This window comes from Slackia sp. CM382 (genome assembly GCF_000293015.1).
Taxonomy (GTDB): domain Bacteria; phylum Actinomycetota; class Coriobacteriia; order Coriobacteriales; family Eggerthellaceae; genus Slackia; species Slackia exigua.
In genome coordinates this window covers 92,652-110,447 of record NZ_ALNO01000016.1, presented here as the reverse complement: position 1 = coordinate 110,447, position 17,796 = coordinate 92,652, and the positions used below count along the sequence as shown (strand labels likewise).

General features: G+C 64.5%; 18 protein-coding genes. 1 reads left to right on the top strand and 17 read right to left on the bottom strand.

Going from position 1 to position 17,796, the window contains the following annotated elements; all coding sequences use genetic code 11:
• Positions 1-65: 65 nt before the first annotated feature.
• The 4 genes from dusB to yihA form a co-directional block, all read right to left on the bottom strand.
• On the bottom strand, positions 66-1,133 hold the full coding sequence (gene dusB, locus HMPREF1155_RS05765) for a tRNA dihydrouridine synthase DusB (protein WP_009078632.1): 1,068 nt from the start codon (positions 1,131-1,133) through the stop codon (positions 66-68).
• Entirely contained in the window at positions 1,105-2,220 is a 1,116-nt protein-coding gene (gene hemW, locus HMPREF1155_RS05760) for a radical SAM family heme chaperone HemW (RefSeq protein WP_009078165.1), read from the bottom strand. Before hemW ends, dusB begins: the two co-directional genes overlap by 29 nt.
• The gene (gene lepA / locus HMPREF1155_RS05755; protein ID WP_009078310.1) at positions 2,217-4,022 is read right to left on the bottom strand and encodes a translation elongation factor 4; all 1,806 of its coding nucleotides are present in this window, start codon (positions 4,020-4,022) and stop codon (positions 2,217-2,219) included. Before lepA ends, hemW begins: the two co-directional genes overlap by 4 nt.
• A gap of 68 nt (positions 4,023-4,090) precedes the next feature.
• On the bottom strand, positions 4,091-4,696 hold the full coding sequence (gene yihA, locus HMPREF1155_RS05750) for a ribosome biogenesis GTP-binding protein YihA/YsxC (protein WP_009078420.1): 606 nt from the start codon (positions 4,694-4,696) through the stop codon (positions 4,091-4,093).
• Positions 4,697-4,895: 199 nt separating this feature from the next.
• Between yihA and rpsT the strand changes: the two genes are divergently transcribed.
• A complete protein-coding gene (rpsT, locus tag HMPREF1155_RS05745) occupies positions 4,896-5,189 on the top strand; it encodes a 30S ribosomal protein S20 (RefSeq protein WP_006361525.1) in 294 nt (97 codons plus the stop codon).
• Between the two features lie 147 nt (positions 5,190-5,336).
• On the opposite strand, the gene holA is transcribed toward rpsT, so the two are convergent.
• From holA to pyrR, 13 genes are all read right to left on the bottom strand, one after another.
• On the bottom strand, positions 5,337-6,293 hold the full coding sequence (gene holA, locus HMPREF1155_RS05740) for a DNA polymerase III subunit delta (protein WP_009078708.1): 957 nt from the start codon (positions 6,291-6,293) through the stop codon (positions 5,337-5,339).
• 10 nt (positions 6,294-6,303) lie between these two features.
• Positions 6,304-8,571 carry a DNA internalization-related competence protein ComEC/Rec2 gene (locus HMPREF1155_RS05735; protein ID WP_009078379.1) on the bottom strand — a complete coding sequence of 756 codons (2,268 nt, stop codon included), beginning with the start codon at positions 8,569-8,571 and terminating at the stop codon, positions 6,304-6,306.
• On the bottom strand, positions 8,562-9,338 hold the full coding sequence (locus tag HMPREF1155_RS05730) for a ComEA family DNA-binding protein (protein WP_009078671.1): 777 nt from the start codon (positions 9,336-9,338) through the stop codon (positions 8,562-8,564). The genes HMPREF1155_RS05735 and HMPREF1155_RS05730 overlap by 10 nt, the downstream gene beginning before the upstream one ends.
• A 123-nt stretch (positions 9,339-9,461) precedes the next feature.
• Positions 9,462-10,727, bottom strand: coding sequence for a tRNA uracil 4-sulfurtransferase ThiI (gene thiI / locus HMPREF1155_RS05725; protein WP_009078149.1), 1,266 nt, complete (start codon positions 10,725-10,727; stop codon positions 9,462-9,464).
• Positions 10,728-10,818: 91 nt separating this feature from the next.
• Entirely contained in the window at positions 10,819-11,079 is a 261-nt protein-coding gene (locus HMPREF1155_RS05720) for a DNA-directed RNA polymerase subunit omega (RefSeq protein ID WP_006361530.1), read from the bottom strand.
• Complete coding sequence (gmk, locus tag HMPREF1155_RS05715; protein ID WP_006361531.1) at positions 11,076-11,657, bottom strand: guanylate kinase; 582 nt, start codon at positions 11,655-11,657, stop codon at positions 11,076-11,078. The genes HMPREF1155_RS05720 and gmk overlap by 4 nt, the downstream gene beginning before the upstream one ends.
• A gap of 12 nt (positions 11,658-11,669) precedes the next feature.
• Entirely contained in the window at positions 11,670-11,978 is a 309-nt protein-coding gene (gene mihF / locus HMPREF1155_RS05710) for an integration host factor, actinobacterial type (protein ID WP_006361532.1), read from the bottom strand.
• Between the two features lie 272 nt (positions 11,979-12,250).
• Complete coding sequence (gene pyrF / locus HMPREF1155_RS05705; RefSeq protein WP_006361533.1) at positions 12,251-12,961, bottom strand: orotidine-5'-phosphate decarboxylase; 711 nt, start codon at positions 12,959-12,961, stop codon at positions 12,251-12,253.
• Positions 12,955-13,869, bottom strand: coding sequence for a dihydroorotate dehydrogenase (locus HMPREF1155_RS05700; RefSeq protein WP_006361534.1), 915 nt, complete (start codon positions 13,867-13,869; stop codon positions 12,955-12,957). Before HMPREF1155_RS05700 ends, pyrF begins: the two co-directional genes overlap by 7 nt.
• Positions 13,866-14,663, bottom strand: coding sequence for a dihydroorotate dehydrogenase electron transfer subunit (locus HMPREF1155_RS05695; RefSeq protein ID WP_006361535.1), 798 nt, complete (start codon positions 14,661-14,663; stop codon positions 13,866-13,868). Before HMPREF1155_RS05695 ends, HMPREF1155_RS05700 begins: the two co-directional genes overlap by 4 nt.
• Positions 14,664-14,673: 10 nt before the next feature.
• Positions 14,674-15,966: a dihydroorotase gene (locus tag HMPREF1155_RS05690; protein ID WP_009078688.1), complete on the bottom strand. Its 1,293-nt coding sequence runs from the start codon at positions 15,964-15,966 to the stop codon at positions 14,674-14,676.
• Entirely contained in the window at positions 15,950-16,894 is a 945-nt protein-coding gene (locus HMPREF1155_RS05685) for an aspartate carbamoyltransferase catalytic subunit (protein ID WP_009078651.1), read from the bottom strand. The genes HMPREF1155_RS05690 and HMPREF1155_RS05685 overlap by 17 nt, the downstream gene beginning before the upstream one ends.
• Position 16,895: 1 nt before the next feature.
• Complete coding sequence (gene pyrR, locus HMPREF1155_RS05680; RefSeq protein ID WP_006361538.1) at positions 16,896-17,483, bottom strand: bifunctional pyr operon transcriptional regulator/uracil phosphoribosyltransferase PyrR; 588 nt, start codon at positions 17,481-17,483, stop codon at positions 16,896-16,898.
• Positions 17,484-17,796: the final 313 nt, after the last annotated feature.

Below are 17,796 nucleotides of genomic sequence, written 5' to 3'. Positions count from 1 at the left end.
GCGCCACGTCATGCTCGAAAAGCCGCGCGAACCGGCCGTTCGGCCCCGAGGGGGCCGGCCTCTCCTCAGACGTCGCGATACGCCCGGTCTTCTTCCTCGATGCGCGCGGCATCGGCGAGCAGCTCGTCGAGCACGCGGTCGAAGTCGTCCACGGTGACGCAGGCGTTCAAAGCGGCCCGCGCGCGCGACGCGCCCGGCACGCCATGGAGATACCACATCACGTGCTTGCGCATGTACACGACCGTGTTGCCGAGCCGGGACGAGAGCAGGTGAATGTGCCTGCGCGCCATCTCGACGCGATCCTGCCGCGTCGGATCGGGCGCGGGCGGCATCCCGTCGAGCACCCGTCGGACGTCCGCGAAGATCCAGGGATTGCCTTGGGCGCCGCGGGCGATCATCACGCCGTCGCAGCCGGTCGCCCGGACCATATCCGCCGCCGAGGCGCCGGAGACGATGTCGCCGTTGCCGATGACGGGAACGGACAGGGCCGCTTTGACGCGCGAGACGCATTCCCACTCCGAAGGACCGCGATACATCTGGGCCGCCGTGCGCCCGTGCACGGTGACGGCGGCCGCCCCGGCGTCTTCCATGCGCAGGCCGAAATCGACCGCCGTTTCCTCCTCGGCGCCGAATCCGCGACGGAATTTGACGGTGACCGGGCACGATACGGCGCAGGCGACATCGCGGACGATCGAGGCGGCCAGGTCCGGATCGCGCATGAGGGCGGAACCGTCGCCCTTCTTGACGATCTTATGCGCCGGACATCCCATATTGATGTCGATGAGCGCGAGCGCGTCTCCGAGCTCGTCTTCCACCCAGGCCGCCTCGCGCGCCATGACCTCAGGCTCATGGCCGAAAAGCTGTATGGCGACGCGGCGCTCCCCTTCCGCGAGATCGAGCAGATGACGCGTCTTCTCGTTGGCGAAGGAAAGCGCCTTGGACGAGATCATCTCGGTATATGTGAGATCGCAGCCTTGCTCGAGGCAAAGCCGGCGAAACACGATGTCATTGACGCCCGCCATGGGCGCAAGGAGCGCAGGCGTGCGTCCTTCGAAGAGAAACCGCAGGCCGGGATGCAAGCGCGCGGATCTCGCCGCGCAGGCGTCAAGGTGCGAGCTCGTAGATTCGTCCATAGACTTCGTTTCCTAACAGCCACCCGCCGAGGGTCGGCCTGTATCGTCCTTCTTCCTTGCGTACGAGCCTGTCGCGCACGAGGGAATGGAACACCTCGAGCGCACGCGGCACCAGGAGCGCGGCGGCGCGCAGCTCTTCTTCCGACACGCCCTGGGCCATGCGCATGCGCATCATCAGATCCTCCACGACCATCTGGCGACGGTCGAGCTCGTCCACGACGGCGCCGTCCTGCACGCGCACGCGATGCGAGGCGTCCTGGTCCATCGTGACGGCGGACACCCCCAGTCCGAGATACGGCACGCCTGTCCAGTAGGCCTTGTTGTGCCGGCATTCGAACCCGTCGCGCGCGTAGCTCGCGACCTCGTAGCGATGGAAGCCCGCAGGCTCGAGCACGTTGGGCGCCATGCCCATCATGAGGGCCTCTTCATCCTGGTTCGCATCGCGCATGCGGCCCTCTTCGACGAGTCGGTCGAAGGGCGTGCCTTCCTCTATGGAAAGCGGATAGACGCTTACGTGCGCCACGCCCAGGCGCACGGCCTCGGAAACATCGGACAGGAACATATCGGGCGTCTGGCCGGGGATGCCGCACATGAGGTCGATCGACACGTTGTCGAACCGTTCGCGCGCCATGGCGACGGCCGCGCGGGCCGCCTGGCCGTCATGGACGCGGTCGACGGTGCGCAGGATGCCGTCGTCGAAGCTCTGCACGCCGATGGACAGGCGGTTCACGCCGAGCGCGTAGATATCGCGCACGAGCTCGGGCGTCAGGCTCTCGGGATTCGCTTCCATCGAGCATTCGACCTCGGTCGTCAGGTTCATGGACACGCCCAGCGTATAGAGCAGGTTCGACAGGTGCTTCGAGCCGACATGGCTCGGCGTGCCGCCGCCGATGTAGACCGTCTCGATGGAAGCGAGGTCGCCCGCCTTCGATGCGCGCCGGATGTCGAGGATGAGGCGCTCGATGTATTCCCCCACCTCGGCAGCGTCGCCCGGCACGGCTGACGTCGCGAAATCGCAGTACGCGCAGCGATGCGCGCAGAACGGTATATGGATGTAGAGCGCCCGATACGGATCGTGTTCGATCATTCGTCGACCTTCAGGATCGCCATGAACGCTTCCTGCGGGACCTCGACGTTGCCGATGGCCTTCATGCGCTTCTTGCCCGCCTTCTGCTTCTCGAGCAGCTTGCGCTTGCGCGAGATGTCGCCGCCGTAGCACTTCGCCAGCACGTCTTTGCGTTTCGCGCGGACCGTCTGGCGGGCGAGGATGCGGCCTCCGACGGCGGCCTGGATCGGCACCTCGAAGAGCTGGCGCGGGATGATGTCCTTCAGCTTCTCGCAGAGCACGCGCCCGCGGTCGTAGGCTTTGTCCTTATGGACGATGAACGACAGAGCGTCGATCGGCTTGCCGGACAAGAGGATGTCGAGCTTCTGCAGCGCCCCCGACTTGTATCCGGCGTATTCGTAATCCAGGCTCGCATAGCCTTTCGTGCGGCTCTTGAGCGTGTCGAAGAAGTCCATGATGAGCTCGGATGAAGGAATCTCCCAGGTCATCTGGACCGTGGTCTGAGAGAGGTATTCCATGGTCTTGAAGGTGCCTCGATGGTCGACCGTGAGGTCCATGACGGCGCCGACGTAATCGGGCGGCACCATGATCGTCGCGTTCAGGTAGGGTTCTTCCACGCGCTCGATCTCGGAAGGATCGGGCATGTCCTGCGGGGAGTGCAGGCTTTCCATCGTGCCGTTCGTCTTGTAGACGCGGTATTCCACGGAGGGAGCCGTGGCGATGAGGTCGAGCCCGAACTCACGCTCGAGGCGCTCCTTGATGACTTCCATATGGAGCAGCCCGAGGAACCCGACGCGGAAGCCGAAGCCGAGCGCGTGGCTGGTCTCGGGCTCCCAGATGAGCGCGGGATCGTTCAGGGCGAGCTTCTCGAGCGCCTCTTTGAGGGGCTCGTACTGGTCGCTGTCGATCGGGAACAGACCGGTATAGACCATGGGCTTGGCCTCGCGGTATCCCGGCAGGGCATCTGCCGCCGGGCGGGATGCGAGCGTCACCGTGTCGCCGACGCGCACCTGCGAGACATCCTTGAGGCCTGTGACCAGAAAACCCACCTCACCTGAGGAAAGCCCCGACATGGAAACCTCGGTCGGACGGCGCACGCCGATGTCCTCGACCAAGAAATCGAGCCCGTTGGCCATCAGGCGCACGCGATCGCCCTTCGCGATGGCGCCGTCCACGACGCGGATGAGCGCGACGACGCCGCGGTAGGCATCGAAATACGAATCGAAGATGAGCGCGCGCAGAGGCGCCTCGGCATCGCCCGTCGGCGCGGGGATGGATGCGACCACGGACTCCAGCAGGTCATGGACGCCTTCTCCGGTCTTTCCGCTCGCGAGGACGGCCTCGTCGGCCGGAATGGCCAGACCGTCTTCGATCTCGGCTTTCACGCGCTCGGGCTCGGCCGAGGGAAGATCGATCTTGTTGATGAGGGGGATGATCTCGAGCTCGGCGTTCATGGCCATCATGGCGTTCGCGACCGTCTGGGCCTCGACGCCCTGGGTGGCATCCACGACGAGCACCGCGCCTTCGCATGCGGCCAGGCTGCGGCTCACCTCGTAGGTGAAGTCGACATGCCCCGGCGTGTCGATGAGATTGAGCTGGTAGACGTTGCCGTCGTCGGCCTCGTAATCCACGCGCACGGCCTGGCTCTTGATCGTGATGCCGCGCTCGCGCTCGATCTCCATGCTGTCGAGCAGCTGCGCGGTCATGTCGCGCTTGGCGACGGTGCCGGTGAGTTCGAGGATGCGATCGGACAGCGTCGACTTGCCGTGGTCGATATGGGCGATGATGCTGAAGTTGCGGATGCGATCGGGATTCGTAGGCATTGATGCTCGCGTTTCTGGGATAGGGGCGGTCGTGGACGCATCGAAGCGGACGTGAGGATTATACGCGGTCAGAGCCGCCGCGAAGCCTTCTCGTCATGCACGGAGTCCTGCATGAGCGCCTTGAGGGCATCGATGCCCGTGCCCTTCTCCGACGAGCACGCGATGACGGGGATGTCGGCGCCGAGACCGAGCTGGCGGCGAAGGGCGGACACGGCGGAGAAGGCCTTGCTGCGGCTGAGCTTGTCGGCCTTCGTGAGCACGATGACGAACGGCAGGTCGTAACGGATGAGGAATTCGATCATCTGGACATCGAGCGCGGTGGCCGGGTGACGTATGTCGACGAGCGAGACCACGAGCGCGAAACGACGGTCGGATTCGAAATAGGCGCTCATGAGACGGCGCCAACGTGCGATCTCGGCCTTCGAGACCTTCGCGAAGCCGTAGCCCGGCAGATCGACGAAGTCGGCGTCTTCGGCGGTGAAGAAGTTGACCGCGGCCGTCTTGCCCGGCGTCTGGGATACCTTCGCAAGCCTCTTGCGATTGAACAGACGGTTGAGAAGCGACGATTTCCCCACGTTCGAACGCCCGGCGAAGACGATCTCGGGGCGAAGCGATAAGGGAATTTGATCAGGCGTGGCGTACGACGCCTTGAATTCGACCGTGTTGAAATTCATGGTATCCTCCGTCTATGCGCGGCGGGCGCCCGCCCTCGGGCTTCGGCCGCAGCGGAATCAGCATGCGCGTGTCCGATGGTGTCGATGTAGTGAATCGCGAATATCGGCGCACCTACCATAGCAAAGCATCTTCCCCTATGGTAGAATCGCTAGGTTTTCGCTGAGAGATTGTACTATTCATATATCGGAGGAATGAACTGTGGCGAATATCAAAAGTCAGAAAAAGCGTATCCTGACCAACGAGAAGGCTCGTATGCGCAACAAGGCCGTCAAGTCCGAGCTCAAGACCGCCGTGCGCGCCGCGCGCGAAGCCGTCGAGGCCAAGGACGGCGTTGCCGCATACAAGACCGCGCTGCATGCATGCCGCCTGCTCGACAAGGCCGCCAGCAAGGGCATCATTCACAAGAACCAGGCCGCCAACCGCAAGAGCGGCGTCATGAAGCTGGCGAACACGATCGTCACCGACGCCGATCGCGCCGCAGCCAACGACTAATTCCTCGCGCGCTTTCATTGAAAGCTCGGTTCGACGCACGCCGAACCGCATGGAAGATATGCTCGATACCTGAAAAGCCCCGCGTTCGCGGGGCTTTTTTCACGTTTCACGCGCAAAGAGCGTTCATCCTCGCCCGTATCGAATGCCTTACGATCCGACGATCGAGGATTCCACCCAGTCGAGGAACGCATCGTCCTGGTCGGCGCCCGACTTCATGGCCCTATCGGCATCACGGGCGGCGATAAGCGCTTCTTTCAGTTCTTCGGCGGTCCACAGGCGCGTCCACGAGGCATGGTTCTTGAGCTTCCACGCCGGCACGCCGAGACGCTGCACAAGATCGTTCGGCAACGATCCGCCTCGTGCCGCAAGCGCACGCCACATGATCAGTTCGCGCAGGCGCGCGACGCACCGCGCGAGCATGATGATAGGCGAATCGTCGAGATGCGCATAGAGGGCGAGGCATCGGGGCAGATCGCGCGAGGCGAAAGCGTCCACGAAATCCCAATATTTGGTCTTGGACGTATGGGCGACGAGCGCCTCGATCGCAGATGCGCCGATCGGGGCCTTGGAAGGATGCGCAAGGGCGATTTTATGCAGCTCGGCATCGAGGGCGACGGTATTCTCCCCCACAAGCTCGACGAGACGCGTCGCCGCTGCGAGGGAGATGGCGATTCCGTGCGTCGCGGCCATATCCCGCACGCGGGAAGGAAGCTCGCGCCTCTTCAGGGGGGCGCAATCGATGACCGCGCTCTTCCCCAGCTTGGAAGCGGCCTTGTAGAGCGCGGCGCTCTTGGGAATCTTCGCGCCTACGAGGGCCAGGACCGTCGACGGCGACGGGTTTCCCAGATACTCGACGAGAGCGGAGACCGACTGCTTCTTCATGGCATCCACGCCGCGCACGAGCACGAGGCGGACGCTGCTCGCGAACGGAAGGGTGTTGCACGCCGCGATGACGTCTGCGCCTTCGGCCGTAGATTCGAAGACGTCGAGGTTGAAGTCTATGTCGCCGCGCGCGGCGACGTTCGCCTGGAGACGTTCCAGAACGCGTTCGCGCTTGAGTTCGTCCTCGCCGACGATGAGATATGCAGGAAGCAGTTCAGCCATGCGCACAAGTCTATCGCATGCCCGACGCTTCGATGCCATCGCGCGTGAACCTGCATGAGACGTCCCCGTCCTCGTCGGTGCGCCAGACTTCGCATCCGATCGACGCGAGCGCCTCGAGCGCCTCGCGCGTCGGATGTCCGTATCGATTGCGCGCCCCGACGCTGATAAGCGCGTATTCAGGTTTCAGCTCGCGACAGAGCTCTTCCGTCGTACCGGCGCGGCTCCCATGATGGCCGACTTTCAGCACATCGATATCCCCAACCAATCCCCGATCGATCAGTCCTTCTATCTGAGGAGCCTCGGCATCGCCGGTCAGAAGCGCGCTCGCTTCGCATGTGCCGTCCCCCTCGGCATCGTATTCGACGAGCATGCAGACGCTGTCGGCGTTGCCTCCGCCATCCGTGAATTCCTGCGGACCGACGACCGTGCATCGGAACCGACCGACGCGCAGGACATCGCCCGGCTCCACCCCCTTGACGCCCCGGGAGCCGACGATGCCGCGCGCCGATTCTATAAGCGCCTTGTTCTTATCGTCGCGCTGCGTGAACGTATCTTCGGCCAGATACACCTCGCCGCGTGCCAAGACCGACGAGAGCATTGGAAGCGACCCGCAATGATCGTCGTCATGATGCGTGATGACAAGCGCGTCCAGATGGGAAACCCCGGCACGCCCCAACGATGCCGCAAGGAGGGAATCCTGGTTTCCCGTATCGACGAGCAACGCGCTTCCCTCGCTCTGCACGAGGATCGCATCGCCCTGCCCTACGTCGAGCGCGACGATGCGATCCCCTGCGAACCGACCGGGCACGAGGACGAGAAGGCAGCAGGCAAGCGCGATGCCGCCGCATATGCATGCATTCCTCCGAGTCGGGAGAGGCCAAAGCGTCCAGAGCGCGCAGAACGCGCCGATGCTCGCCGCGGCCGAAACGCCGAGAGGAACCGAGCAGAACACGCTCGCGTACGGCAGGTGCGAAAGCACGCGCATGCCGGAAACGAACAGCTCCGCCGCATACGAGAGGGCATGCAGCATCATATGCCCGAGACGAGGAAAGACGGCATCGACCGCAAGCGATGCCATTCCGCCTACGACCAGGAAAGCGAAGACGGGGGCCGCAACGACGTTCGAGAGCGGGGAGATCAGCGGCGCGCGATGGAACAGCGATGCGTTCGCCGGCATCACGAGGACGTTCGCGCATGCCGTGAGGGCGATGGCATCGGATGCGCCTTTGAACCGCCCCTGAAACACCGTATCGATCCACGAGGACGCGAGCGGCATGAGAACGATGATGCCGAGCGTGCTTGCCGCGGAAAGATAGAGGGACAGCGACGTCGCGCCGTAGGCGTCCGCCGCCAGCATGATGCAGATCGCCGCGGCGAGCGACGAGAGGGATGACGGACGCCTGCGGACCCAAACGGAGCTGCATCCGACGATCGCCATGAGTCCGGCGCGCACGACGCTCGGCTGCATGCCCGTGCACAACGCGTACGCGACGATGAAGAGCGCTATGAGAATCGGCATGCCGCGGCGCGAAACGCCGCATCGGAGGGCGATGCGGGACACGAGCGCCGAAACCACGGCAAGATGCGCGCCGGATACCGCAACCAGATGCGCAAGGCCCACGGCCTTCATGTCCTCGTATGCGCCGCATGCATCGAGCCTGGTCCGATCGCCGAGCACGACGGCAGAAAGCAGCGCCGATCCTTCCCCGCCCACGCATTCCAGCTCCTTTTGCGCCCAGGCGCGCAGCGAAAGAAGGATCCCGGGCACGCCCGTTCGTTCAAGGACGCTCACGTCGGATGCCTTGGCCTGGACGAATACGCCTTCTATTCCGAAACGCGACCTCTGATGGTCAGGAATTTCGGAAAACGAGAGGTGCGCTTCGATGCGATCGTGCGCGAGGACGCGGATATCCCCGTCATACAGAACGCGCACCTTGACGCCGCGGCCGTCCTCGCCCTCAAGGCGCATGATGCAGTGCGCGCCGAAATCGTTCGATGCCCCGTCCTGCAACGCGACGAGCCGACACGTTCCGCCATAGGCTTCGGCGAGGGCGTCCACGTCGGCAGATGCATGGTCGGCCGTCCACCATGCCCACGCCGCGAGGACGACCCAGGCGCAGAGCGCGACCCAGAGCGCAGGCGGGATGCTAGGGCGCACAGCCGTGGTCGAATCCGCCGCCGATTCTTCATCCGTCCGCCCGTCGATGCGGGATCCGCCGGCCGTCCATCCGTCGCGCAGCCAATCGATCGCATCCGCCGAGACGCCGGCTACACGCATAGGGAATCACGCATGCGTTCGAGCTTCTTCTTCCCTATCCCTTCGACGCGCGTGATGTCGTCGACTGAAGAGAACGGGCCGTTCTTCTCGCGTTCCTCCACGATTGCCCGAGCCGTCGCAGGGCCGACGCCCGGAATCCGATCGAGCGCCGCCTCGTCGGCGGTGTTGATGTTCACGGGACCCGATTGCGACGAAGCGGACGGTACGGCATCGGCGCCGGATGCCGATGCCGCAGACGGATTCGCCTGCGCCTCGCCCTGAGCGAGAACCCGGACCTGCTGGCCGTCCGTCAGAGCGCTCGCGAGATTCACGGAATCCTGGATCGCATCGTCGGAAAAGCCCGAGGCGGCGGCGATGGCATCGTTCACGCGCGCCGATGCGGGAAGCTCGTACATGCCGGGATCGACGACGGCGCCTGCCACGTGCACGTGAACGCGTGCGTCCGAAGACGTCTCGGCCGCATCCGTCGCGGATGGCGCCGGCGCAGCGTTCGCGGCATCCGAAGATGCGCCGCCCTCCTTCGGAACCGAGGCGCCGCCTTCGCGATCCTCGTCGCGCCCTTCGCTATCGGACGCATCTCCCGATCCAGCCTCCTGCGCGGACGCGTCCTCGAACGTGAACGACGGGACGGCGGCGCCGTAGGCCGAACGCAAAGCAAAGGAAAGCGTCAACGCGAGCAGAACCGCCGCACCTATGAGCGCAGGGCGCGGAACATGGGATAGATGGGCTTTGACGAGCAGCTTCTCGGCGGAATCATTGAATGCCATGCGATCACCTCGCCGTGCATTCTTGCAGCCGAGCCTTGCGCGGATCCAACCGGATCCTTCTCGGACGGACAATCGGTTCCTCCCGTATGCCAGACCGAACCCGGCCGCGTGCGCATCCGATTCTTACTGCATGCGCGGCTCATCCTGCTCGCCCGCGGCATCGGAAGCAATCGACGCGTTCCTGCGGAGCTTGGCGTACGACGAGGGACTGCGATACTCGTGAAGCTCCGCCTTGCCCAGGATCTCGTCGACCCAGGAATCGATCGGCAGCTCGGCCTCGGCGGCCAGCACGTCGGCGATCTTCGCATGCGTCTCGGGGCTGCGCGGCATGAAGAGCGTGCAGCAGTCGGGCGCGGGCGTGCTCGAAAGGTCGAAGGTACCGAGCTTCTGGGCGTCTGCGATGATCTCGAGCTTGTCGCTGCCGATAAGGGGACGGAAGACCTGCATGTCGACCGCGGAGCCCGTCGCGGCGAGGTTGTCGAGCGTCTGCGACGCCACCTGACCGAGGCTTTCACCCGTGACCAGTGCTTTTGCACCCTCTCGTCGCGCAATGGCCGCTGCGACGCGCATCATGAGGCGCCGATAGACGATGATGCGCAGACGTTGCGGCACCGTGCCGGCGATGGTCCGCTGATAATCGCCGAACGGAACCACGTACATGCGCGCGATGCCTCCGAAGCCTTCGATCGTATGCGCGATGTCGTCCACGATGAACTCGGAGGTCGCCTGGGTCTGGGGGCGGCCCGAGAAGTGAACGGCGACGCAGGTGGCTCCCCGGCGTGCCATCCGCCAGAGCGCCACAGGGGAGTCGATGCCCGACGACAGCAGGCAGACGACCTTTCCCGCCGTCCCGATAGGCAGGCCGCCCACGCCGGGAATGGAAAGCGCATACGCGTAGGCATGCCCTTGCACGACTTCGACGTGCACCTCGACGTCGGGGTCTTTCATGCGCACCTTCTTATCGGGAAATTCCCCGCATAGATATTCGCCGACGCGGCGCGCGATCTCCATCGAATCGATAGGGAAATCGGTATGGTTGCGCCGCCCTACGACCTTCCACGTCGTGAACGAAGGGACCTCGGCAAGCGCGTCCCGCGATGCCTCGAAGATGGCATCGAGATCGCGTTCGCATACATATCCGCAGCTCACTCGAGCAACACCCGGCACCTTGCACAGCGTATCCACCATACGCTCGCCCGCCTCGAGCGACGCTCCCTCGGAGAGCATGACCAGGATGCGGCCGGAGATGCGTATGACGCGCTCGACAGGCTCGCCGTCGAGCAGGCCCTCGATGTTATGGACGAGCCGCCGCTCGAACGTCGAGCGATTATGGCCCTTCAGCCCGAGCTCGTGATAGTGCACGAGGCAGATGCGTTGGAAGCGGGACATGCGTCCTCCTTCGTTCATACGATGAAAGGCCCGCACCAGGCGGGCCTTCAAGAGTCGATTCGATGCGCGGGCGCCTGGAAAGCGCGCCGGCCTAGTGAACGGTGGCGTCGATCGTCGCGGGATCGTAAGACACTTCGCCGCGGGCGATTTCCTCGAACGCCATGGATAGCGGCTTCTTATCGGACGCCTTGGCGATTTCGACGGCGCTCGACAGCTGGATGGCGCGATCGCGCTGGCCGCGCATCATGTCGTTGATGTCATGGGCGCGCTTGGACGCGAGCGAGCACAGCAGGAAGCGATCCTTGTCGGTTTCTGCCAGCAGGCCGTCGATACTCGGCTCGATGATGCTCATAGTCGGTCTTCTTCCTTCTTCTCGCTGAAACGCTCCACATAGGCGATGAGCGACGCAAGGCATGCATCGACATCGTCGTTCACGAAGCATTCGTCGTACTCTTCCTTGAGCCTGATCTCGCCTTCGGCGTTCGCCAGGCGAAGGCGTATCGATTCCTCCGAATCGGTGCCGCGGCCACGCAGCCTCCGCTCGAGCTCCTCCATAGAAGGAGGAGCGATGAAGACCAGATGGGCGGCGGGAAACTTCGAACGCACCTGAAGCGCGCCCTGCACGTCGATCTCAAGAAAGACCTGGTCGCCGGCAGCAATATGCCGTTCGACCAGGTCACGTGGCGTGCCATAGCGATGGTCATGGACCTGCGCCCATTCGAGCAGGCGATCCTGGGCAACCATCTCATCGAACCGATCGTCGCTTACGAAGAGGTACGACACCCCGTCGACCTCGCCTTCGCGCGGCGCGCGCGTCGTGGCGGAAACGGAAAGCCATGCCCCTTCGAGGCGCTTGAGAAGCAGTCCGATCAACGTGCCCTTGCCCGCTCCGGAAGGACCGGAAAGCACGAAGAGGTTTCCCGTGCGCACGGAAAGGCGCCTTTAGGCGAGGCGCTCGAGAAGGGCGGCTTCCTGACGCTCGCCAAGACCCTTGAGACGGCGGGATTCGGCGATCTTGAGCTCGGCCATGATCTTCTCGGACTTGGCCTTGCCGTAGCCCGGAAGGGTCTCGATGAGGGTGGAAACCTTCATGCGACCGACGATGGGGTCGTCCTTCATGCCGAGGACGTCCTTGAGCGTGAGCTTGCCGGACTTGAGGCTGTCGCGGATCTCCGCACGCTTGGTGCGGGCGGCCTTGGCCTTTTCGAGGGCGGCCTGACGCTCTGCGGCGGTCAACTGGGGAATAGCCATGTTTCACTCCTTCGGGATATGCTGCCCCTCTGGCAGCAACGCAGGATAGTACCACATCGGGAGCCAATTATCACATAAGAGCGAGAACTTGCCCATCAATGCTGCCATTTGGCACAAAAAAAAACTGTCCATCGCGTTGAAATGCGATTATGCGGTTCCCGCTCCTACTTTGCATATATCGGGGCCCCGCGTCAAGCGAACGAAGGCCGCAGCACGCCCCATCCGCTCAAGAATCCATGGATTCTGGGCAATTCCCCTAGTCGCACCTCGCCCTACAGATCACGTGCGATGGCTTCGAAGGCCGCGACGGGGTCGGCGGCCTTCGTGATCGGGCGGCCGATCACGATATGGGAGGCACCGGCGTCGAAGGCCTCCTTGGGCGTGGCGACGCGGTTCTGGTCGCCGCGATCCGCCCCGACAGGACGCACGCCCGGAGTCACGATATAGGCGTCGGGGCCCAGCTTCCGGCGCAACGTCGCCGCCTCGCGCGGGGATGCGACCACGCCCGAGAGCCCGGCCTCCTGCGCGCATGCCGCGAGCTCCGACACCTGTTCCTCCATGCCGCGACGCACGCCCGTACGTGCGAGCGTCGCTTCGTCCATGCTGGTAAGAACCGTGATCGCGAGCGTGGCGACATCGTCGTCCGTGTCGTCGACGGCGCTTTGGGCCGCCTCCATCATGGGAATGCCGCCGATGGCATGCATCGTCAGCATGTCGGCGCCGGCCTCGACCGCCGATGCCGCCGCGCCCTGGACCTGATGCGGGATGTCATGGAACTTCAGATCGAGGAAGACCTTGTAGCCGAGCAGCTTCAGGATCTCGACGATGGCGGGGCCTTCGGCGTAATACAGGGTCATGCCGACCTTCATCCAGGAAACCTTGCCCTGAAGCTCCTTCGCAAGGGAAAGCGCTTGGCATCTATCGCAGTCGAGCGCGACGATCACGCGGTCCTTGCGGGGAATCGCATCGAAGATGGTCAGCATACAAGTCCTCCGATCAGCTCGTTCACGTCCGTGACGCCGGCGTGTTCGCAGTATTCGGCGATGCCGTCGATGCAATCGGTCACGGCATGCGGGTTGGTGAAGCTCGCGGTCCCGACGGCAACGGCCGTCGCGCCGCAGAGCATGAATTCGACGGCATCCTCCCCCGTCGCGATGCCGCCCATGCCGAGGATCGGAATCTTGACGGCGTTATAGCATTGCCAGACCATGCGCAGGGCGACCGGCTTGACGGCAGGTCCCGACAGCCCCCCGACGACGCGCGCGAGCTCGGGGCGGCGCGTGCGGGCGTTCACGGCCATGCCGAGCAGCGTGTTGATGAGCGACAGAGCGTCGGCGCCCGACGCCTCGGCGGCCCGCGCGATCTCCGCGATGTCGGTGACGTTCGGCGAGAGCTTCACGATCATCGGCCGCGTGGCGACGGCGCGGCATGCCGCGACCACCGCCTCGACGCTCGGAACATGCGTGCCGAAGGTCATGCCGCCCGCGTCGACGTTCGGGCAGCTGATGTTGATCTCGTAGGCATCGGCCTGTCCGTCGGCCTCGAGGGCCTCGAGCACGGCGACGTATTCCTCGAGGCTGTGGCCCGAGACGTTCACGATGGAAGGAACGCCCTGCTCCTTGATCCACGGCAGGTCGACCGCGCACAGGTGCGCGACGCCGGGGTTCTGCAGCCCGATGGAATTGAGCATCCCGCTCGGCGTCTCGGCGATGCGGGGAGCGGGATTTCCTTCCCAGCCGTCGAGGGAGACGCCCTTGGTGGTCACGGCGCCCATGCGCGACACGTCGACCAGATCGGCGTATTCGCGGCCCGCGGCGAACGTGCCGGAGGCATCGGTCACGGGATTGGCCATTTCAAGGCCGCCCAGGTTCACGCGCAGATCGACGGTCATGCCCACACCACGTCCTTTGCATCGAAGACGGGACCGTCGACGCAGGAACGCCTCTTTCCCGCGGTCGTTTCCACGACGCAGGACAGGCAGGCCCCGACGCCGCAGGCCATGCGTTTCTCCTCGGAAACCCAGCAGGAGACGCCCGCATCGGACGCGATGCCCGCGACGAGCTTCATGAAGATATCGGGACCGCAGCAGTAGACCGAGGAATATGCGCCCGTGGCAAGCATCTCGCGCGCCGGCTCGGTCGCGAAGCCCGCGTAACCCAGGCTGCCGTCGTCGGTGGCGATGACGGGCTCTCGCCCGATGAGGGCGGCATAGCGTTCGCGGGCGACGTGATGGGCGGCGCTACGGGCACCTAAGACCACGTCGAACCCGACGCCCTCGCAGGCGAGGCGCTGCGCGAACATGAACAGAGGCGCGCTGCCCAGACCGCCGCATACGATAAGGACGCGCCCATCGCCCGCAGGCATGGGCCAGACGTTGCCCAGAGGCGCGATGAGCGAGCACGGATCGCCCGGGCGAAGATCGCCCATGAGCGCGCTTCCCTTCCCCACCACCTGGTAGAGCACGACCACGTTGCCGGCGTCGTCGATGCGGTACACCGAGAACGGGCGCCGGAGGATATGCTCCCTATGGGCATCGAGCAGCAGATGGACGAACTGGCCGGGACGGATGGCCGCGGCCGTGCGATCGGCTTTGAGCGCAAGCTCGAACAGGCCGGGGCCGACGCGGCGGTTGCCCGCCACGACGGCCACCTCCTCGAACTTACGGGAATCGACCTGGGTGCACACGTGGATCCTCCTAGTCGACGACCGCGCCGTCGATCATCGTCGCGACGCCGCCGACATAGACGTCGGTCGGCTTGCCGATGAGCTCGCGGCCGATGAAGCCGGAATTCGCAGACTTGGACTCGAAGAAGGATTCATCGACTGTCCATGTGGCTTCGGGATCGAAGACCGTGAGGTCGGCCACGCTGCCCGCAGCGATGCTCACCTGGTCGAGGCGCAGGATCGTGCGCGGATTGACGGCCATGAGCTCGACCATGCGGCCGTAGTCGATGATGCCCGGACGCACGAGGTTCGTGAGGATGAGCGCGAGGCTGGTCTCGAGCCCGGTCATGCCGAAGGGCGCGAGTTCGAATTCGCGCGCCTTCTCCCACGGCGCATGCGGCGCGTGGTCGGTGACGATCGCATCGATCGTGCCGTCGGCGACGCCGTCGATGAGGGCCTGCCTGTCGGCGGGCGTGCGCAACGGCGGGTTCACCTTGAGGAAGGTCTCGTAGGCGCCGGTGATGTCGTCTTCGGAAAGCACCAGATGATGCGGCGTGACCTCGCAGGTCACGTTCACGCCGCGCGCCTTCGCCTCGCGCACGATGTCGAGGCCGCGCGCCGACGTGATGTGCTGGATGTGCAGCGGGCAGCCGGTGAGTTCGGAAAGCGCCACGTCGCGGGCGATCTGGATTTCCTCGCCCGCAGCAGGCCAACCGAGAAGCCCGAGGCGCGTGGAAGCGATGCCTTCGTTGACCTGACCTGCTCCGACCAGGCTTTCATCCTGGCAATGGTCCATGATGGGCTTGTCGAACATCTTGCCGTAATCCATGATGCGACGCATCATGCCCGCATTCTGGACGCCGCGTCCGTCATCGGTGAAGGCGACGGCGCCGTGGGCGACCATATCGCCCATCTCGGCGAGAATCTCGCCTTCGAGGCCATGGCTGCAGGAACCGGCCGGGAAGACGCGGCATTTGCCCACTTTCGCCGCCTTCGAGGCGACATATTCCAGAACGGCGCCGGTGTCGGCGACGGGATCGGTATTGGCCATCGTGCAGACCGCGGTGAAGCCGCCATGCGCCGCGGCGCGGGTTCCGGTCTCGATGTCCTCTTTGTATTCGAAGCCCGGATCGCGGAAGTGGACGTGGATGTCGACAAGACCGGGAACCAGGTACTTGCCGGAAAGATCGCGGACCTCGGCGCCCTCGTGCGCCAAGCCGTGTCCGACTTCGGCGATGCGATCGTCCTCGACCTTCACGTCGATGACCTCGTCGATGCCGGCCGCAGGGTCGACGACGTGCGCGTTCTTAAGAATCAAGACCATTGTCGGAACCTCCCAGGAGCAGATAGAGCACGGCCATGCGGACGCAGATGCCGGCATACACTTGATCGAGGATGACCGAACGCCGGGGGTGGTCGGCCATGTAGCTGTCGAATTCGACGCCGCGGTTGATCGGACCGGGGTGGCAGACGATCGCATCGGGCTTCATGAGGCGCTCGCGGTCCTTCGTCAGGCCGTAAAGCGCATGGTATTCGCGCGTGCTGGGAAACGGCGCGCCTTCGAGACGCTCGCGCTGGACGCGCAGCATGTAGACGACGTCGAGCTCGGGCAATACCTCGTCGAGGTGCGGCGTGACGCGATCGACGCCGAGATTGGCGGGCGCGTCGGGCATGAGCGTCGCGGGACCGACGAGCGTGACGTGCGCGCCCATGGTCTTGAGCGCGGGTGCGAGGGATCCTACGACGCGCGAATGGCCCACGTCGCCCACGATGCCGACCTTCAGGTCGCGGATGCGGCCCTTGTGCTCGCGGATGGAATACAGGTCGAGCAGCGCCTGGGTTGGATGCTGATGCTTGCCGTCACCCGCGTCGATCACGACGGCAGGCGTGTGCTGCGAGATGATGTGCGGAGCCCCCGCATGCTTGTCGCGCACGACGATCGCATCGATCTTGTAGGCGTTCAGCGTCTCGACGGTGTCTATGAGGCTTTCGCCCTTGACCGACGAGGTGGACGACCCGCCGAAGTTCAGCGTGTCGGCCGAAAGGCGCTTTTCGGCGAGCTCGAACGAGCTGCGGGTGCGTGTGGACGGCTCGTTGAACATGTTCACGATCGTGAGCCCCCTAAGCGTGGGGACTTTCTTGATCTTGCGATCGTTGACCGCGGAGAACGCTTTCGCGGTATCGAGGATGAGGGCGATATCCTCTTCGGAGTATTCCCTGATATCGATCAGATGCCTGTGGTCGAATGCCATGCTACTCGCCTCCCAGAGGGGCGGAGCCGGCACGTCCGCCAGGTTGGATGTCCATGATCTCGACCGCGCTTATGCCGTCGGATTCCTCGAGGAAGAGGCGCACGTTCTCGTCATGCGACGAGGGCACGTTCTTGCCGACGAAATCGGCGCGGATAGGAAGCTCGCGATGACCGCGGTCGACGAGGACGGCCAGCTGGATGGAGCTCGGGCGGCCGAGATCCATGAGCGCATCGAGCGCCGCACGGATCGTGCGGCCGGTGTACAGCACGTCGTCGACGAGGACGATCGTGCGACCGGTCACATCGAAGGGGATATGGGTGGAATGGACTTCGGGAGCGAGGGATGTCAGATAGTCGTCGCGATAGAAGCTGATGTCGAGGCTTCCCTGGGCGACGTCCACCCCCTCTATCTCCTTGATCTTCGCCGCCAGACGCTGCGCCAGCAGATCGCCTCGCGTGACGATGCCGACCAGCGCCACATCGGTCGCGCCGTGGTTCGTCTCGAGAATCTGGTGGGCGATGCGCGTCAGCGATCGCTCGATTTCCGCGGCGTCCATAACCACGGATTTCACGTGCCCGTCGTCTCTCATACACACTCCTTCTCATGTCGAGTATGCACAGGGATCGACCGAAGCAACGGTCCGCGATGCGCACGATTCGCCGGCCCGTGCGGGCAAAAAAATAGCCCGGCGCGCGGCCAAGGCTCGTCAGGTTGCGTCTTACCCTGCCCGCTGCAGCGTGACGCATCGTGGTGCCTTGCCGGTCTCTCTGTACCGCCTTAAAGGACGCGCCCATTGTACGCCGCGACGGGCGCGGGCGCAACGGAAAAGAAACGGCAGGCCTTGAAAACACATAGCGGGGAGCGGCCGCAGACCCGCTCCCCGCTTCTTCTCTCGATCCGCT